The organism is Streptomyces millisiae (assembly GCF_031845425.1).
In the GTDB taxonomy this organism is placed as follows: Bacteria; Actinomycetota; Actinomycetes; order Streptomycetales; family Streptomycetaceae; genus Streptomyces; species Streptomyces millisiae.
Map to the genome: position 1 here is coordinate 1 of NZ_JAVREM010000057.1, position 17,697 is coordinate 17,697.

15 protein-coding genes are annotated in these 17,697 nt (G+C 73.8%); 6 read left to right on the forward strand and 9 right to left on the reverse strand.

The features are described 5' to 3' along the window. Positions 1-512: 512 nt before the first annotated feature. Entirely contained in the window at positions 513-1,622 is a 1,110-nt protein-coding gene (locus RNC47_RS28080; RefSeq protein ID WP_311602699.1) for an LLM class flavin-dependent oxidoreductase, read from the reverse strand. Between the two features lie 120 nt (positions 1,623-1,742). Then, positions 1,743-1,943 (reverse strand): hypothetical protein, encoded by a 201-nt coding sequence (locus tag RNC47_RS28085; protein WP_311602701.1) that lies wholly within the window; start codon positions 1,941-1,943, stop codon positions 1,743-1,745. 119 nt (positions 1,944-2,062) lie between these two features. On the opposite strand from RNC47_RS28085, the gene RNC47_RS28090 reads away from it, so the two are divergent. From RNC47_RS28090 to RNC47_RS28100, 3 genes are all read left to right on the forward strand, one after another. Beyond that, positions 2,063-2,977, forward strand: coding sequence for a MarR family winged helix-turn-helix transcriptional regulator (locus RNC47_RS28090; protein WP_311602702.1), 915 nt, complete (start codon positions 2,063-2,065; stop codon positions 2,975-2,977). Continuing rightward, positions 2,974-3,726 (forward strand): Mut7-C RNAse domain-containing protein, encoded by a 753-nt coding sequence (locus RNC47_RS28095; protein ID WP_311602703.1) that lies wholly within the window; start codon positions 2,974-2,976, stop codon positions 3,724-3,726. The genes RNC47_RS28090 and RNC47_RS28095 overlap by 4 nt, the downstream gene beginning before the upstream one ends. An 86-nt stretch (positions 3,727-3,812) precedes the next feature. Then, positions 3,813-4,235: a nuclear transport factor 2 family protein gene (locus tag RNC47_RS28100; protein ID WP_311602704.1), complete on the forward strand. Its 423-nt coding sequence runs from the start codon at positions 3,813-3,815 to the stop codon at positions 4,233-4,235. Here the strand turns inward: RNC47_RS28100 and RNC47_RS28105 are convergent. The 5 genes from RNC47_RS28105 to RNC47_RS28125 form a co-directional block, all read right to left on the reverse strand. Next, the gene (locus RNC47_RS28105) at positions 4,210-7,344 is read right to left on the reverse strand and encodes a tetratricopeptide repeat protein (RefSeq protein ID WP_311602706.1); all 3,135 of its coding nucleotides are present in this window, start codon (positions 7,342-7,344) and stop codon (positions 4,210-4,212) included. The two genes, RNC47_RS28100 and RNC47_RS28105, sit on opposite strands and share 26 nt — an antisense overlap. A 74-nt stretch (positions 7,345-7,418) precedes the next feature. Next, entirely contained in the window at positions 7,419-7,562 is a 144-nt protein-coding gene (locus RNC47_RS28110) for a hypothetical protein (protein ID WP_311602708.1), read from the reverse strand. Positions 7,563-7,722: 160 nt separating this feature from the next. Continuing rightward, positions 7,723-7,917 (reverse strand): DUF397 domain-containing protein, encoded by a 195-nt coding sequence (locus tag RNC47_RS28115; RefSeq protein WP_311602709.1) that lies wholly within the window; start codon positions 7,915-7,917, stop codon positions 7,723-7,725. 185 nt (positions 7,918-8,102) lie between these two features. Next, positions 8,103-8,966 (reverse strand): helix-turn-helix domain-containing protein, encoded by an 864-nt coding sequence (locus RNC47_RS28120; RefSeq protein WP_311602711.1) that lies wholly within the window; start codon positions 8,964-8,966, stop codon positions 8,103-8,105. A 265-nt stretch (positions 8,967-9,231) separates the two neighbouring features. Beyond that, positions 9,232-10,032, reverse strand: a complete 801-nt coding sequence (locus RNC47_RS28125; RefSeq protein WP_311602712.1) for a GOLPH3/VPS74 family protein — start codon at positions 10,030-10,032, stop codon at positions 9,232-9,234. Positions 10,033-10,308: 276 nt separating this feature from the next. Here RNC47_RS28125 and RNC47_RS28130 point away from each other — a divergent pair, with 276 nt between their 5' ends. The 3 genes from RNC47_RS28130 to RNC47_RS28140 all read left to right on the forward strand — a co-directional run bounded on the left by RNC47_RS28130 (position 10,309) and on the right by RNC47_RS28140 (position 15,434). Next, entirely contained in the window at positions 10,309-13,392 is a 3,084-nt protein-coding gene (locus RNC47_RS28130; RefSeq protein WP_311602713.1) for a D-alanyl-D-alanine carboxypeptidase, read from the forward strand. Between the two features lie 114 nt (positions 13,393-13,506). Further along, a complete protein-coding gene (locus tag RNC47_RS28135) occupies positions 13,507-13,686 on the forward strand; it encodes a hypothetical protein (RefSeq protein WP_132930458.1) in 180 nt (59 codons plus the stop codon). A gap of 371 nt (positions 13,687-14,057) precedes the next feature. Beyond that, complete coding sequence (locus RNC47_RS28140; protein ID WP_311602714.1) at positions 14,058-15,434, forward strand: GH1 family beta-glucosidase; 1,377 nt, start codon at positions 14,058-14,060, stop codon at positions 15,432-15,434. Between the two features lie 169 nt (positions 15,435-15,603). Here RNC47_RS28140 and RNC47_RS28145 read toward each other — a convergent pair whose 3' ends face one another. Both RNC47_RS28145 and RNC47_RS28150 read right to left on the reverse strand, forming a co-directional pair. Further along, entirely contained in the window at positions 15,604-16,281 is a 678-nt protein-coding gene (locus tag RNC47_RS28145; RefSeq protein ID WP_311602716.1) for an HNH endonuclease family protein, read from the reverse strand. A gap of 82 nt (positions 16,282-16,363) precedes the next feature. Beyond that, entirely contained in the window at positions 16,364-17,674 is a 1,311-nt protein-coding gene (locus RNC47_RS28150) for an APC family permease (protein WP_311602717.1), read from the reverse strand. Positions 17,675-17,697 lie beyond the last annotated feature (23 nt).

The following is a 17,697-nucleotide window of genomic DNA, read 5'->3' on the forward strand; positions in this document are numbered from 1 at the left end:
CCGGGCATTACGGTGGGACACGAAGACCTCCGCGCGGTGAAGACTCGACACCTCCACCACACCGGAGGTCTTCGCCACGATCAAGACCGGCCAGTGTCAACAACGCTCGTGATCAATACACCTAGCCCGGCCGGCCCGGCGCGACGACCCAACGACCTGCCGCACGCCGGCCGGAGGCCCGGTGCCGACGTGCGCGCCCGCGCACCCGCACTGCCACACGGCCGGCACGGCCCGGGCAGCCCGAGCCGCGCACCGCGGCTTCCGGCGGCCAGACGTGCGCGCCAGCACAACCGGTCATCCCGCCCACGCCACGGGCCCGCGGCTCGGCGTGCGCCGGAACGAGCAGAGGCCGGGGCGCCGCCCAGCCGCCGGCGGTACCGCACCAGGCTCGCCACGTTCACCGAACGCCGCCCCCCGGGCGTGCTCGGCCGAACTCACTCGCACCGACCCCGCCACGTCCCGTGGCCCGGCCGGCAGGCCAGCTGGCAGGTCGGCCGTGGTCGAACCGGGCGTCAGGCCATCTCGTAGGCGTCGGCTATCAGTTCGTAGCTGCGCAGCCGCGCCTCCGGCGTGTGCACGTGGCCGGTGATCATCAGCTCGTCGGCGCCGGTGCGGCGGACCAGGTCGTCGAGCCCCTTGCGGACCGCGTCCGGGGTGCCGTGGACGACGTTGGACAGCCAGCCGTCCACCACCTCACGCTCCACCGGCGCGAACTGGTAGGACTCCGCCTCCTCCGGCGTCGGGATCAGCCCGGGCCGGCCGGTGCGCAGTCGCAGCATGGACAGCGCGCCGGTCATCACCTGCCGGTCGACCTCGCGCTCGTCCTCGCCGGCCAGCGCGTTGACGCCGATCAGCGTGTACGGCGCGTCCAGCACGGCGGAGGGCCGGAAGGTGTGGCGGTAGAGCTCGAGCGCCGGGATGGTGTTGGCGGCCGAGAAGTGGTTGGCGAAGGCGAACGGCAGGCCGAGCCGGCCGGCGAGTTCCGCGCTGAAGCCGGAGGAGCCGAGCAGCCAGATCGGTGGCCGCCCGGTGCCCCGCACCCCGCCCGGCGTGCTGCCCTGTACGGGGCCCGGCACGGCGTGGATCCGGGAGTAGGGGTGGCCGTCGGGGAAGTCGTCGTCGAGGAAGCGGGTGAGCTCGGCGACCTGCTGCGGGAACTCGTCGGGGCCGTCGGTGCGGCCGCGCCGCAGCGCGGCGGCGGTGGCGCCGTCGGTGCCGGGCGCGCGGCCGAGGCCGAGGTCGATGCGCCCCGGGGCCAGCGCCTCCAGGGTGCCGAACTGCTCGGCGACGGTGAGCGGCGCGTGGTTGGGCAGCATGACGCCGCCCGAGCCGAGCCTGATGCGCTCGGTGTGGGCGGTGAGGTGGGCCAGGATCACGGCCGGCGTCGAGCTGGCCACGCCCGGCATGGAGTGGTGTTCGGCGACCCAGAAGCGGTGGTAGCCGCGCCGCTCGGCGAGCCGGGCGAGCTCGGCCGTGGTGCGCAGCGCCTGGGTGGCGGTGCGGCCGGCGCCCACGGTGGCCAGGTCGAGCACCGACAACGGCACGGGCGCGAGCCCCCGGCGCACGCCCCTGATCTCGTCCGCCGCGCCCGCGCCGTCGCTCGCTTCGTCTCGTCCGGCCACCGCCGCCCGCCGCCTTTCCCTGGTCGCTGCCCGCGTCTGTCTCCAGGCGGCAACCAGGGCGTGGCGCGGATCATTCCGCGCCACGCCCCACGTCGGTGCCGGCCGCGCCGGCCGTGCCGGTCACGGCAGGTAGCGCTCGATGGCGGCCGCCCCTTCCTTCTCCAGCCGCCGCCGCGCCTCCGCCACTCGCTCGGGCGTGGGCTCGCGGCCACTGAGCCGCACCAGGTCCTCCGGGTCGATGGGCCGCTCGGAACCGGTGTGCAGCAGGTGATCGGGGGTGGGCAGATCGTCCTCGGGCTTCGATTGGGACTCGTCGGCCATGGCTACAACACCTCCCACACCCCAGCGTAGGAGCCGCCGGGCGGCCCTGCACACCGGCGCGGGGCCGCACCCTCCAAAATTGCTTGACCTCTATCAATGATTCGCCGAAGACTGCTCGCATGGAGTCGACGCAGCCCACGCAGCAGGACGTGGCGGCCGTCCGCCGCTTCAACCGGTTCTTCACCAGGCGTGTCGGGGTACTCTCCGACCGCTATCTCCAGCGGGCCCGCCCGCTGGGGCAGGCGCGGCTGCTGTTCGAGGTCGCCAGCGCCGCCACCCAGCGCGAGCTGCGCGAGCGGCTCGGTCTTGACGCCGGCCAGCTGAGCCGGATGCTGGCGTCGCTGGAGAGCCAGAGCCTGGTCCGCACCCGCCCGGACCCCGCCGACCGGCGCCGACGCGCGGTCGAGCTGACGGCGCGCGGCCGGCGCGAGCTGGCCGAGCAGAACCGCCGCGCCGACGAGTTCGCCGCCGGCATGCTGACCGGCCTGACCGACGACCAGCGCGCCCGGCTGCTGGACTCCCTGACCACCGCCGAGCGGCTGCTACGACTCGCCGCGTGCACCGTCGAGGCGCCCGCCGACCCGGCCTCGGCCGCCGCCCGGCAGTGCCTCGCCGCCTACGCCGCCGAGCTGGACGAGCGCTTCCCCGAGGGCTACGACCCGGCCGTGCTGGTCACGCCGGCCCAGGTCTCGGGCGACGCCGGCGTCTTCGCCCTCGCCCACGACGAGGACCGGCCGGCCGGCTGCGGCGCGGTCCGCGACCTCGGCGACGGCGTCGGCGAGCTGCGGCACCTGTGGATCGCGCCGCACGCGCGCGGCCTCGGCCTCGGCCGCCGGCTGCTGTCCGAGCTCGAACGACTGGCGGCCGACCGTGGCCACCGGGTGCTACGGCTCGGCACCCACCCCGTGCTGACCGAGGCCATCGCGCTCTACCGGGGCGCCGGCTACCGCGAGGTGCCCTCGTACGGCCCGGACGACCCGTACTCGCTCCTCTGCTTCGAGCGCGAGCTGCCCTCCGGCAGGCTTGCCCCATGACGTCCTCCTCCCCCGAGATCCCCGAGATCCTGCTGTGCCTCGCCCCCGAGCTGCGGTTCTTCGTCGCGCCGGCGCGGCGGGCCGAGCGGACCCCGGTCCGCGTCGACGGCGTCTCCTCGCTCGGCCACGTCGTCGAGTCGCTCGGCGTGCCGCTGACCGAGGTCGGCCGGCTGCTGGTCGACGGCCGCGAGGTGCCGGTCTCGCACGTCCCGGCGGCCGGCGAGACGGTGGAGGTGACCCCGGTGGCACGCCCGCAGCGGGTGCCGGGCGCGCCGTTGCGGTTCCTGCTCGACGTCCACCTCGGCACGCTGGCGCGCCGGCTGCGGCTGCTCGGGGTGGACGCGGCGTACGAGTCCACCGACATCGGCGACGCGGCCCTGGCCGCCCGCTCGGCCCGCGAACGCCGCGTGCTGCTCTCCCGCGACCGCGGCCTGCTCCACCGCCGCGAGCTGTGGGCCGGCGCGTTCGTGCGCAGCGACCGCCCGGACGAGCAACTACGCGACGTCCTGGGCCGCTTCACGCCCCGCCTGGCCCCCTGGACCCGCTGCACCGCCTGCAACGGCGCGCTTCGCCCGGCCGACAAGTCGGCGGTCGCCACCCGCCTGGAGGGCGGCACGCGGCGCTCGTACGACGTCTTCGCCGAGTGCCCCTCCTGCGGCCGCGTCTACTGGCGCGGCGCGCACCACGCCCAGCTGGCGCGCATCGTCGACGAGGCGCTGGCGGAGTTCGGGGCCGGGGACGTCGACTGACCCGGTCATTCGTTGGCTCGACCCACAAATCGGAGTATGGTTGGCCCAACCAACATTGGATACCCCAACGAATGGAGTGCCCTGCCATGTCCGCCACCACGATCGCCGCCCTCGCCGACCGCACCGAGGTCGCCGAGCTGTTCGCCCGCCTCGCCCGCCTTCTCGACGAGGGCCGCTACGACGACGCCCACACCGTCTACACCGACGACGTGGTCGTCCACTCCCCGCGCGGCGGCGAACTGCGCGGCCTCGCCGAGGTCACCGCCCACCTCCACCGCCAGCACCCGGAGGGCGAGCACACCCACCACCTGCACGGCGACGTCCAGGTGACGCTCGACGGCGACCGGGCCACGGCCACGGCCAACCAACTCGCCTTCTTCTACCGCGACGGCCAGCCGCCCTACCAGGAGGCCGGCACCCGCCTCACCTACCGCGCCGTCCGCACGACGGCCGGCTGGCGCTTCGACCAGGCCGACATCGCACTCACCTTCCTGCGCCCCCTGAGCTGAGCGCCGCGTAGGCCTCCCGCAGCCGCGCCCTCGGCCCGGCCAGGGCGACCGGGTCGAGCAAGCCGGCGCGCTCGTACCGCTCCAGGATGTTGAGCATCTCGGGAAACATCCACGGCTGGGGAGGCCCGGCGAGGAACCGGTCGAGCGCGCGGCCGGCCGCCTCCGGGTCGGGCCGCATGCAGTGCAGGAGCACGAGGTTCCCGAGGGCCACGTCGTTGCCCTCGGCCTTCGCCGTGAGGAGCTCCTGGGTCCGCCGCCAGTATGCGCCCTCCTCGGCATCGCCGAGACGCCGAGCGACCAGCGAGCGGACAAGGTACGCCCAGGCGTGGTCAGGTGCCCGCTCCAGCGCTTTGACGACGTCGTCGAGGGCCCCTTCGGCGGCGCCGGAGAGAAGCCGAGCCTCGCCGCGCCTGATCAGGACCCAGGTGTGTGTGGTGCTCGACTCGTGGGAGTCCTGGGTGAGCCCGCCGAGCCGCAGGGCCTGGTCGTAGTCGCTGATCGCGTCGTCGTAGGCCCCGGTCGCGAGGTGGCAGTGCCCCCGGTTGACGTATGCCGTCACCATCTCGGGATCGAGCCGGATGGCCTCGTCGAAGTCGGCGATGGCCGCCTCGTGATCGCCGGCGTCCTGGCGCGTCTCCCCCCGGTCGTGGCGCAGCCAGGCCGCGTCGGGGTTCAGCTCGATGGCACGGTCGTAGTCCTGCAAGGCAGCCTCGGAACGTCCGACCGAGCGGTGGACCCGCCCACGTGCGTGGAACGCCCATACGTGCTCGGGGTCGATGTCGATTGCCCGATCCAGGTCGGCGATCGCCGCGTCATACCGGCCGGCGAGCCGGTGCGCGTCCCCGCGCTCCGCGTACGCCCACGGATCGTCGGGGTTGAGTCGGAGCGCGCGATCCAGGTCGGCGATCGCCAGGTCTCGATGTCCAGCCAACCGATGGGTGGACCCTCGGGACAGGAGCACCCACGCCGTGTCGGGCTCCAGTTCGAGGGCACGGTCCAGATCCCGGACGGCCTCCTCGTAACGGCCCGCCAGCCGATGGACCTCGCCCCGCGCACCACGGATCCACGCGGCGTCGAGACCGAGTTCAGCGGCCCGATCCAGGTCGGCGATCGCCGCGTCGTACCGGCCCAGGCTCCAGTAGACCTGGCCCCGCACGCCGTGGTCCCACGCATAGTCGGGCCGCAGTGCGATGGCCCGGTCGAGGTCGCTGAGCGCGTCGACGTACCGCCCTAAGCTCCTGAACGTGCTGCCGCGGCTGCCCAGGGCGTCCGTGTCGTCCGGATCGAGTTGGAGGGCTCGGTCAAGATCGCGGAGCGCGTCGTCGTAGCGGCTGAGGAGGCGGTAGGCGTCCCCGCGGCAGGCGAGCGCCCACGCACCGTCCGGAGCGAGTCGGAGAGCCTCGTCGTATTGCAGGACGGCCTCTTCGTACTCCCCCTTGTCATAGTGCAGGCGGCCTCTGAGCGTGTGGGCGGCGGACCGAGCCTCGGCGTCGAGTTCCGGTGCGACCACCAGCAGAGTCAGGACGCGTGCTGTGGGCTGCTCGGACTCGGCCGCGTCGGCGAGTCGCCGCGCCCAAGGAGCCAACTCCGAGGCGTCGGCGTCCCGCCAAGCACTCCCCAGCATCTGCACCCACTGCCGCAGCGCGGACGCCCCCTGGCCGCAGGCCTGAACGGTGTCCGCCACCGCACCGGCGAGGGCAGCGGCCGGGTTGGCGCACAGGCGGTGGTAGGTCTCGTCCTGCCGCGCCTCGCGCCAGCGCTCACTGTCCCAGTACCCTCGGTCACGATGCGGCGTGAGGTCCGGTTCCAATGCCTCGCGGCGCTTCCCGTAGAAGTCCGCCAGCGTGGCCTGCTGCTCCGCCCAGCGCGTCGGATACTGGGTGCGCTGGTGCCGCAGCATCAGCGCCCGCACCGTGTCGTGGTAGCGGTGGTTGCCGTCGTGGTGACCCATGAACGGCAGGCCGCGCAGCCACGGGTACTGCTCGGCGGCGCCCTCCGGCGCCAGCGCCCGGTAGACGTCCTCGTCCAGATGGAGCGGCAGAGCGCAGGCGAGCGTCGCGGCGCGGCGGTCCGGGTCGTGTTCCCACTTCAGGAACCGCTCCACGGCTGTCTCCGCCGGATCGACCACCTCGCCCGGGGAGAGCGGGCGCGGGTGGGCCAACATGTCGAGGAGGACAGGCAGTCGGCCGGAGAGCCGCAGGATCACCTCGACGGTGTCCGGGTCGGTGACGCCGCGTGCCGTGAGCAGGTCGCGCGCCTCCTGCTCGCTGAACACGTCGAGCGGCACCTCGGCGACCTCCGACGCCCAGTCGGCCCAGTGGCGTGGGTCGAGCCGGCCCTGGCCGGACAGCACCACCACGACGTTGGCTTCCAGCACGCCGTGGGTCTCTTCCTGGATCACCTGCCGCAACCAGCCGTCGAGCAGCGGGCCGAGCCGCTCGTACACGTCGAAGAAGAGGACGAGCAGCGGCCGTTGGCGGGCCACCTCCGCGAGGTCGGTCAGGAAGACGGGGGTGAGCTGCTTCACCGGGGACAGGACCAGCTGCACGTCCTCGGGCGCACGCAGCCGTGCCGACGCCCACGAACGGATCCGGTCGACGCCCAGCGCGGTCGTCGTCGGGTCCATCGCCCCGGTGACCGCGCCGAGCAGCGGCACGGCGCCGGCAGCCGCGAGGCCGACCTGGGCGGTGACCATCCCACCGACCGACGGCACATCAGCCGCCGGCTCTGCGGCAGCCTGCCCCCGCTCGACCTCGTGGCGCCGCTGCCGGTACTCCTTCAGCCGCTTCTTGAACCGGTCGAGCGGCAGGCCCTCCTGCTCCAGCCGGTCCGCCACCGCCGTCATGGCCTCGACCACGTCGTGCACCTCGTCGCCGATGATCGCGGTGGCCGCGCCGCGCTCCCTGGCCTGCTGCTCCCACTGCCGGACCAACGACGTCTTGCCGACGCCGCCGTTGCCGTGCACGTGGAAGAGGTAGCGGAAGTCAGGACTCTGCGGATCGCGCCCGAGATTGCGGCGGAAGACATCCAGCTGCGCCTCCCGCCCGATGAAACCGCTCCGCCGCCGCTGCCGGTTCAACTCCTGCCGCGACAACCGCCGTTCGGCCACCTGTCCCCCTCTCGACCGGGACCAGCCTGTCGCAGCGCGCTAGCGGTCGGCAACGCCCCCGGTCCGGGCGCCGGTCAATGCCCCTCGTCTTCACGGCCACCGTCGATGACGCCCAATAGCTCGTCGATCGTGTAGTCAGCCGTCGCCGCCTCGCGCGCCCGGGCCAACGTGTCGTCATTGGCCGCCACGGCGCGGTCGCGGAAGTCCTCTCCAGTCATACCCGCACCGTAGCTGGGCCGGCGGCTCGTGGTGGTGTCGGAGCGGATCGGGGAGGTGCTGGACGAGGCGCCGGCGGGGCCGGCACCGGTTGACGACCGCGGCGCCGTCCGGGCCCGGGAGGGAGGGCCGGACGGCGCCGCGGTGGTGGTGAGGGGTGGATCAGTCGCGGGGGAACGTGTCGAGGAACGCCGACCACGAGGCGGGGGCGAACCTCAGGCGCGGCCCGGTCGGGGTCTTGGAGTCCCGGACGGCGAGGAGTTCCCGCGCCGGGGACTTCACCTCGACGCAGGCGCCGTTACCCCCGGAATATGACGACTTGGTCCAGGTGCGCGTGCTGCCGTGCTCGATTGCCATGTTCTCCGCTCCGGTCGGTTATGTCGGTGGGGAATGTCCTGACGACGCGGTGACCGTACTAGTCAGGATGGGTGGCGGTTGTGCTGCTTCACCCGACCGGATGGTTCGTCCACGGCTTTTCCCCACGCGACCGGAAACCTGGGTGTAGGCTGCGCCGGCCCCGCCGCGGAGCGCCCCGTGAGGCGCTAACTCCCGTACTCCTCCGCGATCTTGGTGATGAGCGTGCGCGACTCCTCGGGGCTGAGCGCCTGGGCCCTGAGGTGTTCGTACATCACGCTGTAGTGCTGGACGTCGTGCGGCTTCTCCAAATAGAGATCGCTGGTGCCGCCCTCCAGATAAATGACCGTGGAATCGGTCGCCTCGGGAAACTCCAGGATCGTGTACTGGCCATTCACGCCGGGGTGCGCGCCGGCGGTGAAAGGCATCACCTGGAGCGTGACGTGCGGCAACCGCGAACATTCCATCAGCCGCGCCAACTGGTCGGTCATCGTGGCGCGACCGCCGACCTGGCGGCGCAGCGCCGCCTCGTCCACCACGGCCCAGAGCCGCAGCGGCTGCTTGTCGTCCCAGACCCGCTCCTGGCGCCGCATCCTGACCTGCACCCGGCTGGCGACCTCCTCCTCGCCGACCTCCGGCAGCGCGCCCGATATCACGGCCGAGGCGTACGCCGGCGTCTGCATGAGCCCGGGGACCACCTGCGGCTCGTAGACGCGTAACGAGGACGCGTCGGTCTCCAGGCCGATGTAGACGCTGTAGGTGGGCGAGAGTTCGGCGAAGGCGTGCCACCAGCCCTGCTGGCGCGACTCCTTGGCCATCTGCATCAGGGAGTCGACCAGGCGCCGGTCCTCGACCTCGTAGACCCCGCACAGGTCGCGGACGTCGCGCGGGCTGATGCTGCGACGCCCGTTCTCCAGCCGGCTGATCTTCGACTGGGAGACCAGCAGCCGGTCCGCCACCTCCTCCGCGGTCATCCCGCGGTCCTCACGGAGCCGCCGCAGCTCCTGGCCGAGCCGGCGTCGCCGGACAGTCGGATTGACATTGCCCGCCACGGACTGTGCACCTCCGTCGTGATCAGCTGACTTCCCACCAGCAGACTGCCATCCAACGGGGCGTCTCCGCTGGCTATTGGCGACAGAACGTGCCCAGGAACAGACAGGGGGTGTGGCGACGGCCGCCGTTCCTCACGGCCCTCGCCACACCCCGTGCCCGAAACGCGGCTCCCGGTCAAGTCAAAGGGGTGCTCAAGGTGCTTGCACGCATGCGTGGTGCGTGGTGTGTGGTGCTGCTCGGTGGTGCGCGCCGTGCGCGTTGCGCTCAGTGCGACAGCGAAGGACGTACTGCGGCTCGCGTCACTCCTCTCCGCCGAATCTGCTCAGGAGCTTGGCTCGACTGTCCGACCACAGCCATGGCCGCCGGCGCCGGCGTGCGCGCCGCCTTGCGCGGCGCGGCGCTCGGCTGCGCGCGCCGGGCGGCGGCGGCCGCCACCTGGCCGGCGACACCGTTCTGCACGTCCATCACGGCGTGCGCCACGAGACCGCCCATGGGGTCGTGCCTGATGAGGTCCCGGAGCCGGGAGCGGGAGGACCGCCCCTCGTTCCCGGGGTACAGGTGCTTACCCAGGCCGACCGCGTGAGCCAGCGCCGCCAGGGCCGCGGTCCGCGCGTCCGGCGGGGTGCCGGTGCGGATCGCGGTGTCCAGCCGAGCCCGGATCTGTCGACTGACCGCGGTATCCGTCGCCTGGTACCTGGTCGTCGGCAGCACCCCACACATCTGGTTCTCCACCGCGGCGACCATGCCGCAGCGCTCCAGGTGTGTGAGATAGGTTTGGCGTAGCCCGAGCCTGGGCCCGCCGATCCAGTGGACGGCCCGCACCGGGCTGCCGCGCCTGCGCAGCAACTCCAGGGCGGTGTCCAGGGTGGGATCTCCGGTCGGCCGTGGCAGTATCACGGCTATTCGGTCCCCGTCAGGGGCTATCCGCCCGGCCAAGGCCAGCTCGACGAGCTGCGCCCCGGCAAGGCCGAGGTCGAGCGACTGCGGCTGCGCTGTGGTACCCGTGGCCGGGTCCAGAGCGAGCAACAGCAACTCCTCCGGAATGGTTCTACGACTCCTGCCCATCCATGCCTCCCCGCGTGGATGAAAGACAGGGTGACGCCTCTCACATTGTTCTGTCGAGAGTGCGTGGTTGATTTGTGATGGAACCCGTAGATATGTCGTTGTCGTCCAAGGGGTCGAGCCGCGCGTTTCCGCCATCGCGGGAGTGGCGTACCGAGGTGCACAGGACCCGGCAGACTGGTAGGGCGAGCGGTTCGGATCATGAACAACTGCAAGGAGGCACGGGTGTCGGGCGAGTCCCCGGACATTTCGGGACGGGATCGGGAGCGGGAGTCATCGGTGAAGACGCCTGAGGGGCCGGAAAGGTTTCCCGACGACGCGAAGGTTCCCGAGACCGACACGGACTCGCCCACGGCGGGCGGCGAGAGCGACACGACACGGCCCGCCGCCGGCGAGAACGACGCCCAGCCCGCAGACGCGGGCGAGCCGCCGGCCCAGCCCGCGAACGCGGGCAAGGCGCCGGCGAAGCGGGCCACGGCGCAGCCGGCCACGGATGCCGCGCCGAGCGCGGCCGACGGCCGGCGGGCCGGCAAGGCCGGCGCCGACGAGGACCCGAACACCGCCGACCAGCCACCGGCAGCGGACGCGCAGCGTGCGGACGCCGCCAGCGACGGCGACGAGCCGGCCGCGGACGCCGACGAGTCGAAGCCAGCAAGCGCGGCGAACGAGGCCACGCAACGCCCCGCGGAGGCCGATGACGGCGGTACGCCGGCAGCGGACGGCGGCCGGCGGGCCGCCAAGGCCGGCGCCGACGAGGAGCCGAGCACCACCGGCCAGCCGCCGGCGGCCGCCGCGCGGGGTGCGGACGCCGCCAGCGACGGCGACGAGCCGGCCGCGTTCACCGACGAGTCGAAGCCGGAGAAGCCGGCAAGTGCGGCGGACGAGGCCGCGCAACGGCCCGCGGAGGCCGATGACGGCGACAGGCCAGCAGCGGATGCCGCGCCGAGCGCGGCCGACGGCCGGCGGGCCGGCAAGGCCGGCGCCGACGAGGACCCGAGCACCACCGGCCAGCCGGCGGCAACCACCGCGCAGCGTGCGGACGCCGCCAGCGACGGCGACAGGCCTGCAGCGAACGCCACGCCGGGCGCGGACGACAGCCAACAAGCCGCCAAGACCGGCGCCGACGAAGAACCAGGCCCCCCCGGTGGTGACGGCGGTAAGCCGGCAGCGGATGCCGCGCCGAGCGCGGCCGACAACGCCCGGCAGGCCGCCAAGGCCGGCGCCGACGAGGAGCCGAACACCGCCGACCAGCCGCCGGCTGCCGCCGCGCAGCGTGCGGACGCCGCCAGCGACGGCGAGGAGGCGCCTGCAGCGGACGCCGACCGTACGGCCGTCGGCGAGCGCCCGGCAGCGGGCGCCACGCCGAGCGCGGGCGACAACGGCCGGCAGGCCGCCGAGACCACCGCTGACGAAGAACCAGGCGCCGGCGACAGCGAGAAGCCGGCCAGCGCGGCGGACAAGGCCGCGCAACGCCCCATGGGGCTGCCCGCCGCGCGGAGCGCCGGAGACGGCGACGAGCCGGCGGCGGACCGCCCCGCAGGGGACGCGTCCCGCCCGGCTGGCAAGGCCGCCGGTGGGGAGCGGACCGCCGTGTTGCGGCTGCCGGAGCAGGCGAGGGACGGGGTCGATCAGACGACGACGTTCCTCCGCGTGCCGGCCGAAGCCGATGCCGACGAGGCTAAGCAGGAGCGGGAGGAGGCGCGGGAGGAGAAGGCCGTCGACCAGGCCACGACGTTCCTCCGGGTGCCCGCCGACAGCAAGCCCAAGACGGACCAGGCCACCACGCACCTCCGCACGCCGCCCGCGGCGGACGCGGCGGACGCGGCGCCGAAGCCGGCCGACCAGGCGACCGCGCACCTCCGCACGCCACCACGCGAGCCGGACGCGGCGCCGAAGCCCGCCGACCAGGCAACCGCGCACCTCCGCACGCCACCACGCGAGCCGGACGCGCCGGACGTGGCGTCGAAGCCCGCCGGCCAGGCGGCCGCGGCCGCCCCGCCCAGGCCCGAGAGCGCGCCGGCGCCCGCCGCGCAGGCGCCCGCTCCGCCCATGCCGTCCGTTCCGCCGCCGCCGGCGGACGCGGAGCGGGATCCGTTGGAGCTGCTGGCCGCGCTCACCAACCGGCCGGCGCCGCCGCCGACGCCGCTGCGGACGGCGATCCGGCGGATCAAGATCTACACGCCGCTCGCGGTGCTGCTGCTGATCGTCTTCGTCGTCGCGCAGTCGCTGCGGCCGCTGCCCGAGCCGGGGCTCACGCTGACCGCCGCGGAGAGCTTCACCTTCGACGGCGAGGCGCCGTCCGTGCCGTGGCCCGCCTCCGGGCAGGCCGCGCTCGAGGTGGAGGGCCTGGGCGACTTCGGCACCTCGGGCGAGCAGCAGCCGGTGCCGATCGCCTCGGTGGCGAAGGTCATGACCGCCTATGTGATCCTCCGGGAGCACCCGATGGAGTCCGGTTCGCCGGGCGCCGCCATACCGGTGGACGAACAGGCCGAGGAGGACGCGGGGTTGAGCGACGACGGCGAGTCGACCGTGGAGGTCACCGCCGGCTCGGAGATCTCGCAGTACGAGGCGCTGCAGGCGATCATGATCGCGTCCGCGAACAACGTGGCGCGGCTGCTGGCCCGTTGGGACGCCGGGTCCGAGGAGGCGTTCGTCGACAAGATGAACGAGACCGCCGCGGAGCTCGGCATGGAGAACACCACCTACACCGACCCGAGCGGCCTCAACTCCGACACGGTCAGCACCGCCGAGGACCAGGTGCTGCTCGGCCGGGCCGCGATGGAGGACCCGGTGTTCAGGGAGATCGTCGCGAGCCTCTCCTACGACGACAGTCAGGGCGAGAACCACCCCAACTGGAACCAGTTGGTCACGCCGGGCAGCGGCGTGGTGGGCATCAAGACCGGCACCACGACCGCCGCCGGCGGCAACCTGCTGTTCGCCGCCGTACAGGAGATCGGCGGCGAGCAGCAGACGATCATCGGGGCGGTGCTGGCCCAGCCGCCGGACGCGGTGAACAACTCGATCCTCACGGGGGCCCTCAACGCCGGGCGCGAGCTGATCGAGTTCGCACAGGAACGGTTGCGCGGGGAAACGGTGTTCAGCGCGGGCCAGGAGATCGGCCACGTGGACGACGGGCTCGGCGGGCACACCCCGCTGGTGGTCACCGAGGACGTCCAGGCGGCCGGCTGGGACGGCCTCGAGGTGCGGGTCGAGTTGGCGGCGGGCGGGGACGGCGTGCCCGGCACGGCCGACGCCGGCACCGAGGTGGGCACGGTGACCGTCGGCGGCGCGTCCGTGCCCGTGGCGCTCGGCGAGGAGCTGACCGAGCCCGGGTTCACCGACAGGCTGCTGCGCCTGGGCTGAGGTCGCGCTAGAGTCGTTGGCCCGGCGGCCGGGGAGGCGCGAGGAAGCGTCCCTCGTCCCACCCCTCCGGCGGGCCTGATGGCTTTGGCTTGACAACGGCATGGGGCACCGACTGTGGCTCGGTCACCGCAGGATGAGGCGGCGTGGCGGGACCTCGATCCCGCCACGCGGGAACGGCTGGACTTCCTGGACCCGGAGGACTTCACCGTGGGTCCGACCGCTGAGGCCGCCGCGCAGTGGGAACGCTTCACGGCGATCCTGGACAAGGCCGAGCGATACCGCTCGCCGCGCTGAGCCGACGGCCGCCGTGGGCGGCGTCAACCCGGCCTTCCTCCGTGCCCCGGACGTGCCCCCGCCGGGGATCGTTGACGGCCACCTCCGCTTCCATCCGGTGGCTATCCCTGAACTGCCCGGCCGTGCACGGCTGTTGACCGGCGCGGGGGCGGCGGCCGGCGCGGGGGCGCCGGGGTCCTGGCCGGGCGTGGTCACGCCGCGGCAGGTGGCGTGAGCGCCGGGTGAGGCGGGTGAGGTGAGGGTCGGCCGCGGGCGGGCGTGGCTTACCCTTCGCAGGATCTCAGCGTGATTCGTGACGTGCCGTGATTGGGACGTGGTTCGCGCGTTTTCTCGTAGACACTCGTCGACATGTCATAGAAAGTCTTCCCGCCATGACACAGGACCTCAGCCAGGTGCGTTTCCCGGACGGATTCGTCTGGGGCACGGCGACCGCCAGCTACCAGATCGAGGGCGCGGTGCACGAGGACGGCCGGCTGCCGTCCATCTGGGACACCTTCTCGCACACCCCTGGCAGGACCGCGGGCGGCGACACGGGGGACGTCGCGGACGACCACTACCACCGTTACCCGGAGGACCTGAGCCTGCTGGCCGACCTGGGCGTGAGCCACTACCGGTTCTCGCTCGCCTGGCCCCGCATCCAGCCCGAGGGGCGCGGCCAACTCAACGGCGCCGGCGTCGACTTCTACCAGCGGCTGGTGGACGGGCTGCTGGAGCACGGCATCAAGCCCTGGGTGACGCTGTTCCACTGGGACCTGCCGCAGACCCTGGAGGACGCCGGCGGTTGGCCGGCCAGGGACACGGCCGAGCGGTTCGCCGAGTACGCGGCGCTGATCCACCAGCGGCTCGGCGACCGGGTCGAGGACTGGACGACGCTCAACGAGCCGTGGTGCGCGGCGTTCCTGGGCTACGCCAGCGGCCACCACGCGCCGGGCCGCACGGACGGCGCGGCGGCGGTGCGGGCCGCGCACCACCTGCTGCTCGGCCACGGCCTGGCGGTGCGGGCGCTGCGCGCGCAGGGCGCGACGAACCTGGGCACCACCGTCAACCTCTACCCGGTGGACCCGGCGACGCCGGCCGAGGCGGACCGGGACGCGGCGCGCCGCATCGACGGGCTGATGAACCGCTTCTTCCTCGACCCGCTGCTGCGCGGCTCCTACCCGGCCGACGTGTTGAAGGACCTGACGAAGGTCACGGGCACCGACCACGTGCGGGACGGCGACCTGGGCGTGATCTCGACGCCGATCGACTTCCTCGGCATCAACTACTACTCGCGGCACGTGGTGCGGGCCGGCACCGCGCGGCCCGGGCAGCCCTCGCACTGGGTGGGCTCGGAGGACGTGGAGTTCGTGAAGCGGCCCGGCGTGCCGGTGACCGAGATGGGTTGGGAGATCGACCCGGACGGCCTGCACGAGACGCTGGTCCGGGTGTGGCGGGAGTACGGGCCGCTGCCGCTGTACGTGACGGAGAACGGCGCGGCGTTCCCCGACGAGGTGACGCCCGACGGGCGGGTGCGCGACGAGGACCGCCGCTCGTACCTGGAGCGGCACTTCGCCGCCGCGCACCGGGCGATCGGCGACGGCGTGGACCTGCGCGGCTACTTCGTGTGGACGCTGCTGGACAACTTCGAGTGGGCGCACGGCTATTCGAAGCGGTTCGGGCTGGTGCACGTGGACTTCGAGACCCAGCGGCGGACGCTGAAGGACAGCGGCCACTGGTTCTCGGAGATCACCCGCGCCAACGCGCTCTAGGGCTGGCGCCCTGACCGGCTCAGAAGGTTCGCGCGCCGAACGCCGCCGGCGGTGTTCGGCGCGCCAGGGCCCACCCTCGGGGCGGCTGGGGCCGCCCCCGGTGCGGCGCACCGGCACGTGCCGCGGCGCGCCGGCCGTCCGGCCAGGGCCGGCGCCACGCGCCGCGTCGTCAGGTCGGGCAGCCGTCCAACAGGGCGGTGAGCGTGTCGCGTTCGGCGGCCGTGACGGTCAGCTCGTAGGTGTCCTTCACGGCCGTCCACGCGGCGGCGTACGCGCAGTGGAAGTCCTCGGCGGGCGGCAGCCACTCGTCCGGGGACTGGTCGCCCTTGGAGCGGTTGCTGGCGGCGCTGACGGCGAGGAGCTGGGGCCCGGTGAGGTCGTTGGCCAGCTCCTCGCGCCGGTCGTCGGTCCAGGAGTCGGCGCCGGAGCGCCAGGCGTTGGCGAGCGGGACGATGTGGTCGATGTCGAGGTCGCCTGGGTCGTCGAAGGTCTCGCCGTCGTAGGCGCTGACCCAACTCCCGGACGTCGGCTGGCAGTCGTCGTCCACGGTGACGTCGGCGCCGTCGCGGGCCAGCACGGTCTGGCGGGTGGTGCAGCCGTCCGTGGTGGTCCAGTGCGGGAACTCGTCGCGGGAGTAGCCGGTCATGGGGCGGGGTTCGGCGACGGTGAGGCCCGCGAGCAGGTCGCGGGCCTCGTCGGCGGTGGGCAGTCCTGGGAGTCGGGCGTCGGTGCCGGACTCGGCCGGGGCGCTGGGGGCGTTGGCCCCGTCGTTCTCCTCGACGGCCTCGTCGAGGGCGCAGCCGCCGACGGCGAGGGCGAGCGCCGCCGCCCCGATCGCCCTCGCCACTATGTGGGTTCCGCCGCCTCGCATGGTGATGCCCCTCCCGGTCCGCCGTGGTCACGCCTGCACCCAGAACGGTAACCCCCGGTCAGGCGTGGTGGCTTCGACGGAACCTGAGGTAGAGCAGGGCGGCGCCGGCGAGCAGCAGCGGCCACAGCAGGTAGCGCCCGGACATCAGGAACAGCGCGAGCACCGCGGTCAGGGAGACGAGCGCGGCGACCCAGCCGGGGCTGCGGCGGGGCAGCAGCCTGAGGGCGGCGGCCACGCCGACGGCGTAGACCGTGACGAAGCAGCCGGTGCTCAGCAGCACCAGCGGTTTCGGCCCGAGGTCGAGCGCGACGACGACGGCCAGCGAGAGCGCCGAGCCGCCGGCGACCACGGCGAGGCTGCGGCGCGGCACCTCGCCGGCGACGCTGCCGCGCGCCAGCCACGGCGGCAGCGCGCCGTCCCGGCCGAGGGCGGCGCCGAGCTTGGCGGCGCTGGCGAAGTAGGCGTTCATGGTGCCGAAGCAGAGCAGCAGCGCGGGCCCGGCGGCCAGCAGCCGGCCGTCGCCGCCCAGGGCGTGGGCCATCAACTCGCCGAGCGGGGCCTCGGTGTCGGCGGCGGCCGGGCCGAGGACGGCGACCACGGCGAAGGCGACGGCGAGGTAGATCAGTCCGACCACCAGCACGGCGACGGCGGTGGCACGCGGCAGGTCGCGGGCCGGCCGGCGGAACTCGCCGGCCAGGTGCGTGATCGCCTCCCAGCCGGCGAAGCTCCACACCAGCAGGGTGGCGGCGGTGCCGACGGCCGCCCAGCCGTGTGGCGCGAAGGGCTGGAGGTTGCCGGTGTCGGCCTCGGGCAGCGCGAGCAGGGTGGCGCCCAGGACGAGGGTCACCAGCAGCCCGGCCAGGACGAGTTGGAGTCGGCCGGTGAGCCGCAGCCCCACCGCGTTGGCGCCGGTGACGGCGAGGATCAGTCCCGCCGCGGTGATCACGACGGTGCTGGTGCCGCCACCGACGGCGGCCTCGACGTAGGCGCCGGCGAACAGGGCGGCGGCCGGCGCCCCGGCCGGCACGGCGAAGAAGAAGCACCAGCCGACGACGGCCGCGGCGCGGTCGCCGAAGGCCAGCCGGGCGTAGGTGGAGACGCCGCCCGCGTCGGGGTGGCGGGCGCCGAGCGCGGCGAAGGTGGCGGCCAGCGGCGCGGACAGCGTGACGAGCGCGAGCCAGGCCAGCAGGGAGGCGGGCCCAGCCGCCTCGGCGGCCAGCGCGGGCAGCGCGATCACGCCGGTGCCGAGCACGGCGCCGACGTACAGGGCGGTGCCCTGGGCGGCGGTGAGCCGGCCGGTGGGCGGGCCCTGGACGAGCGGGACGACGGGTGGGCGGCGCGCCGACGGTTCGGTGGGTGTCGTGGTCACCCCGGAAGCGTCGGTCCTGCGGC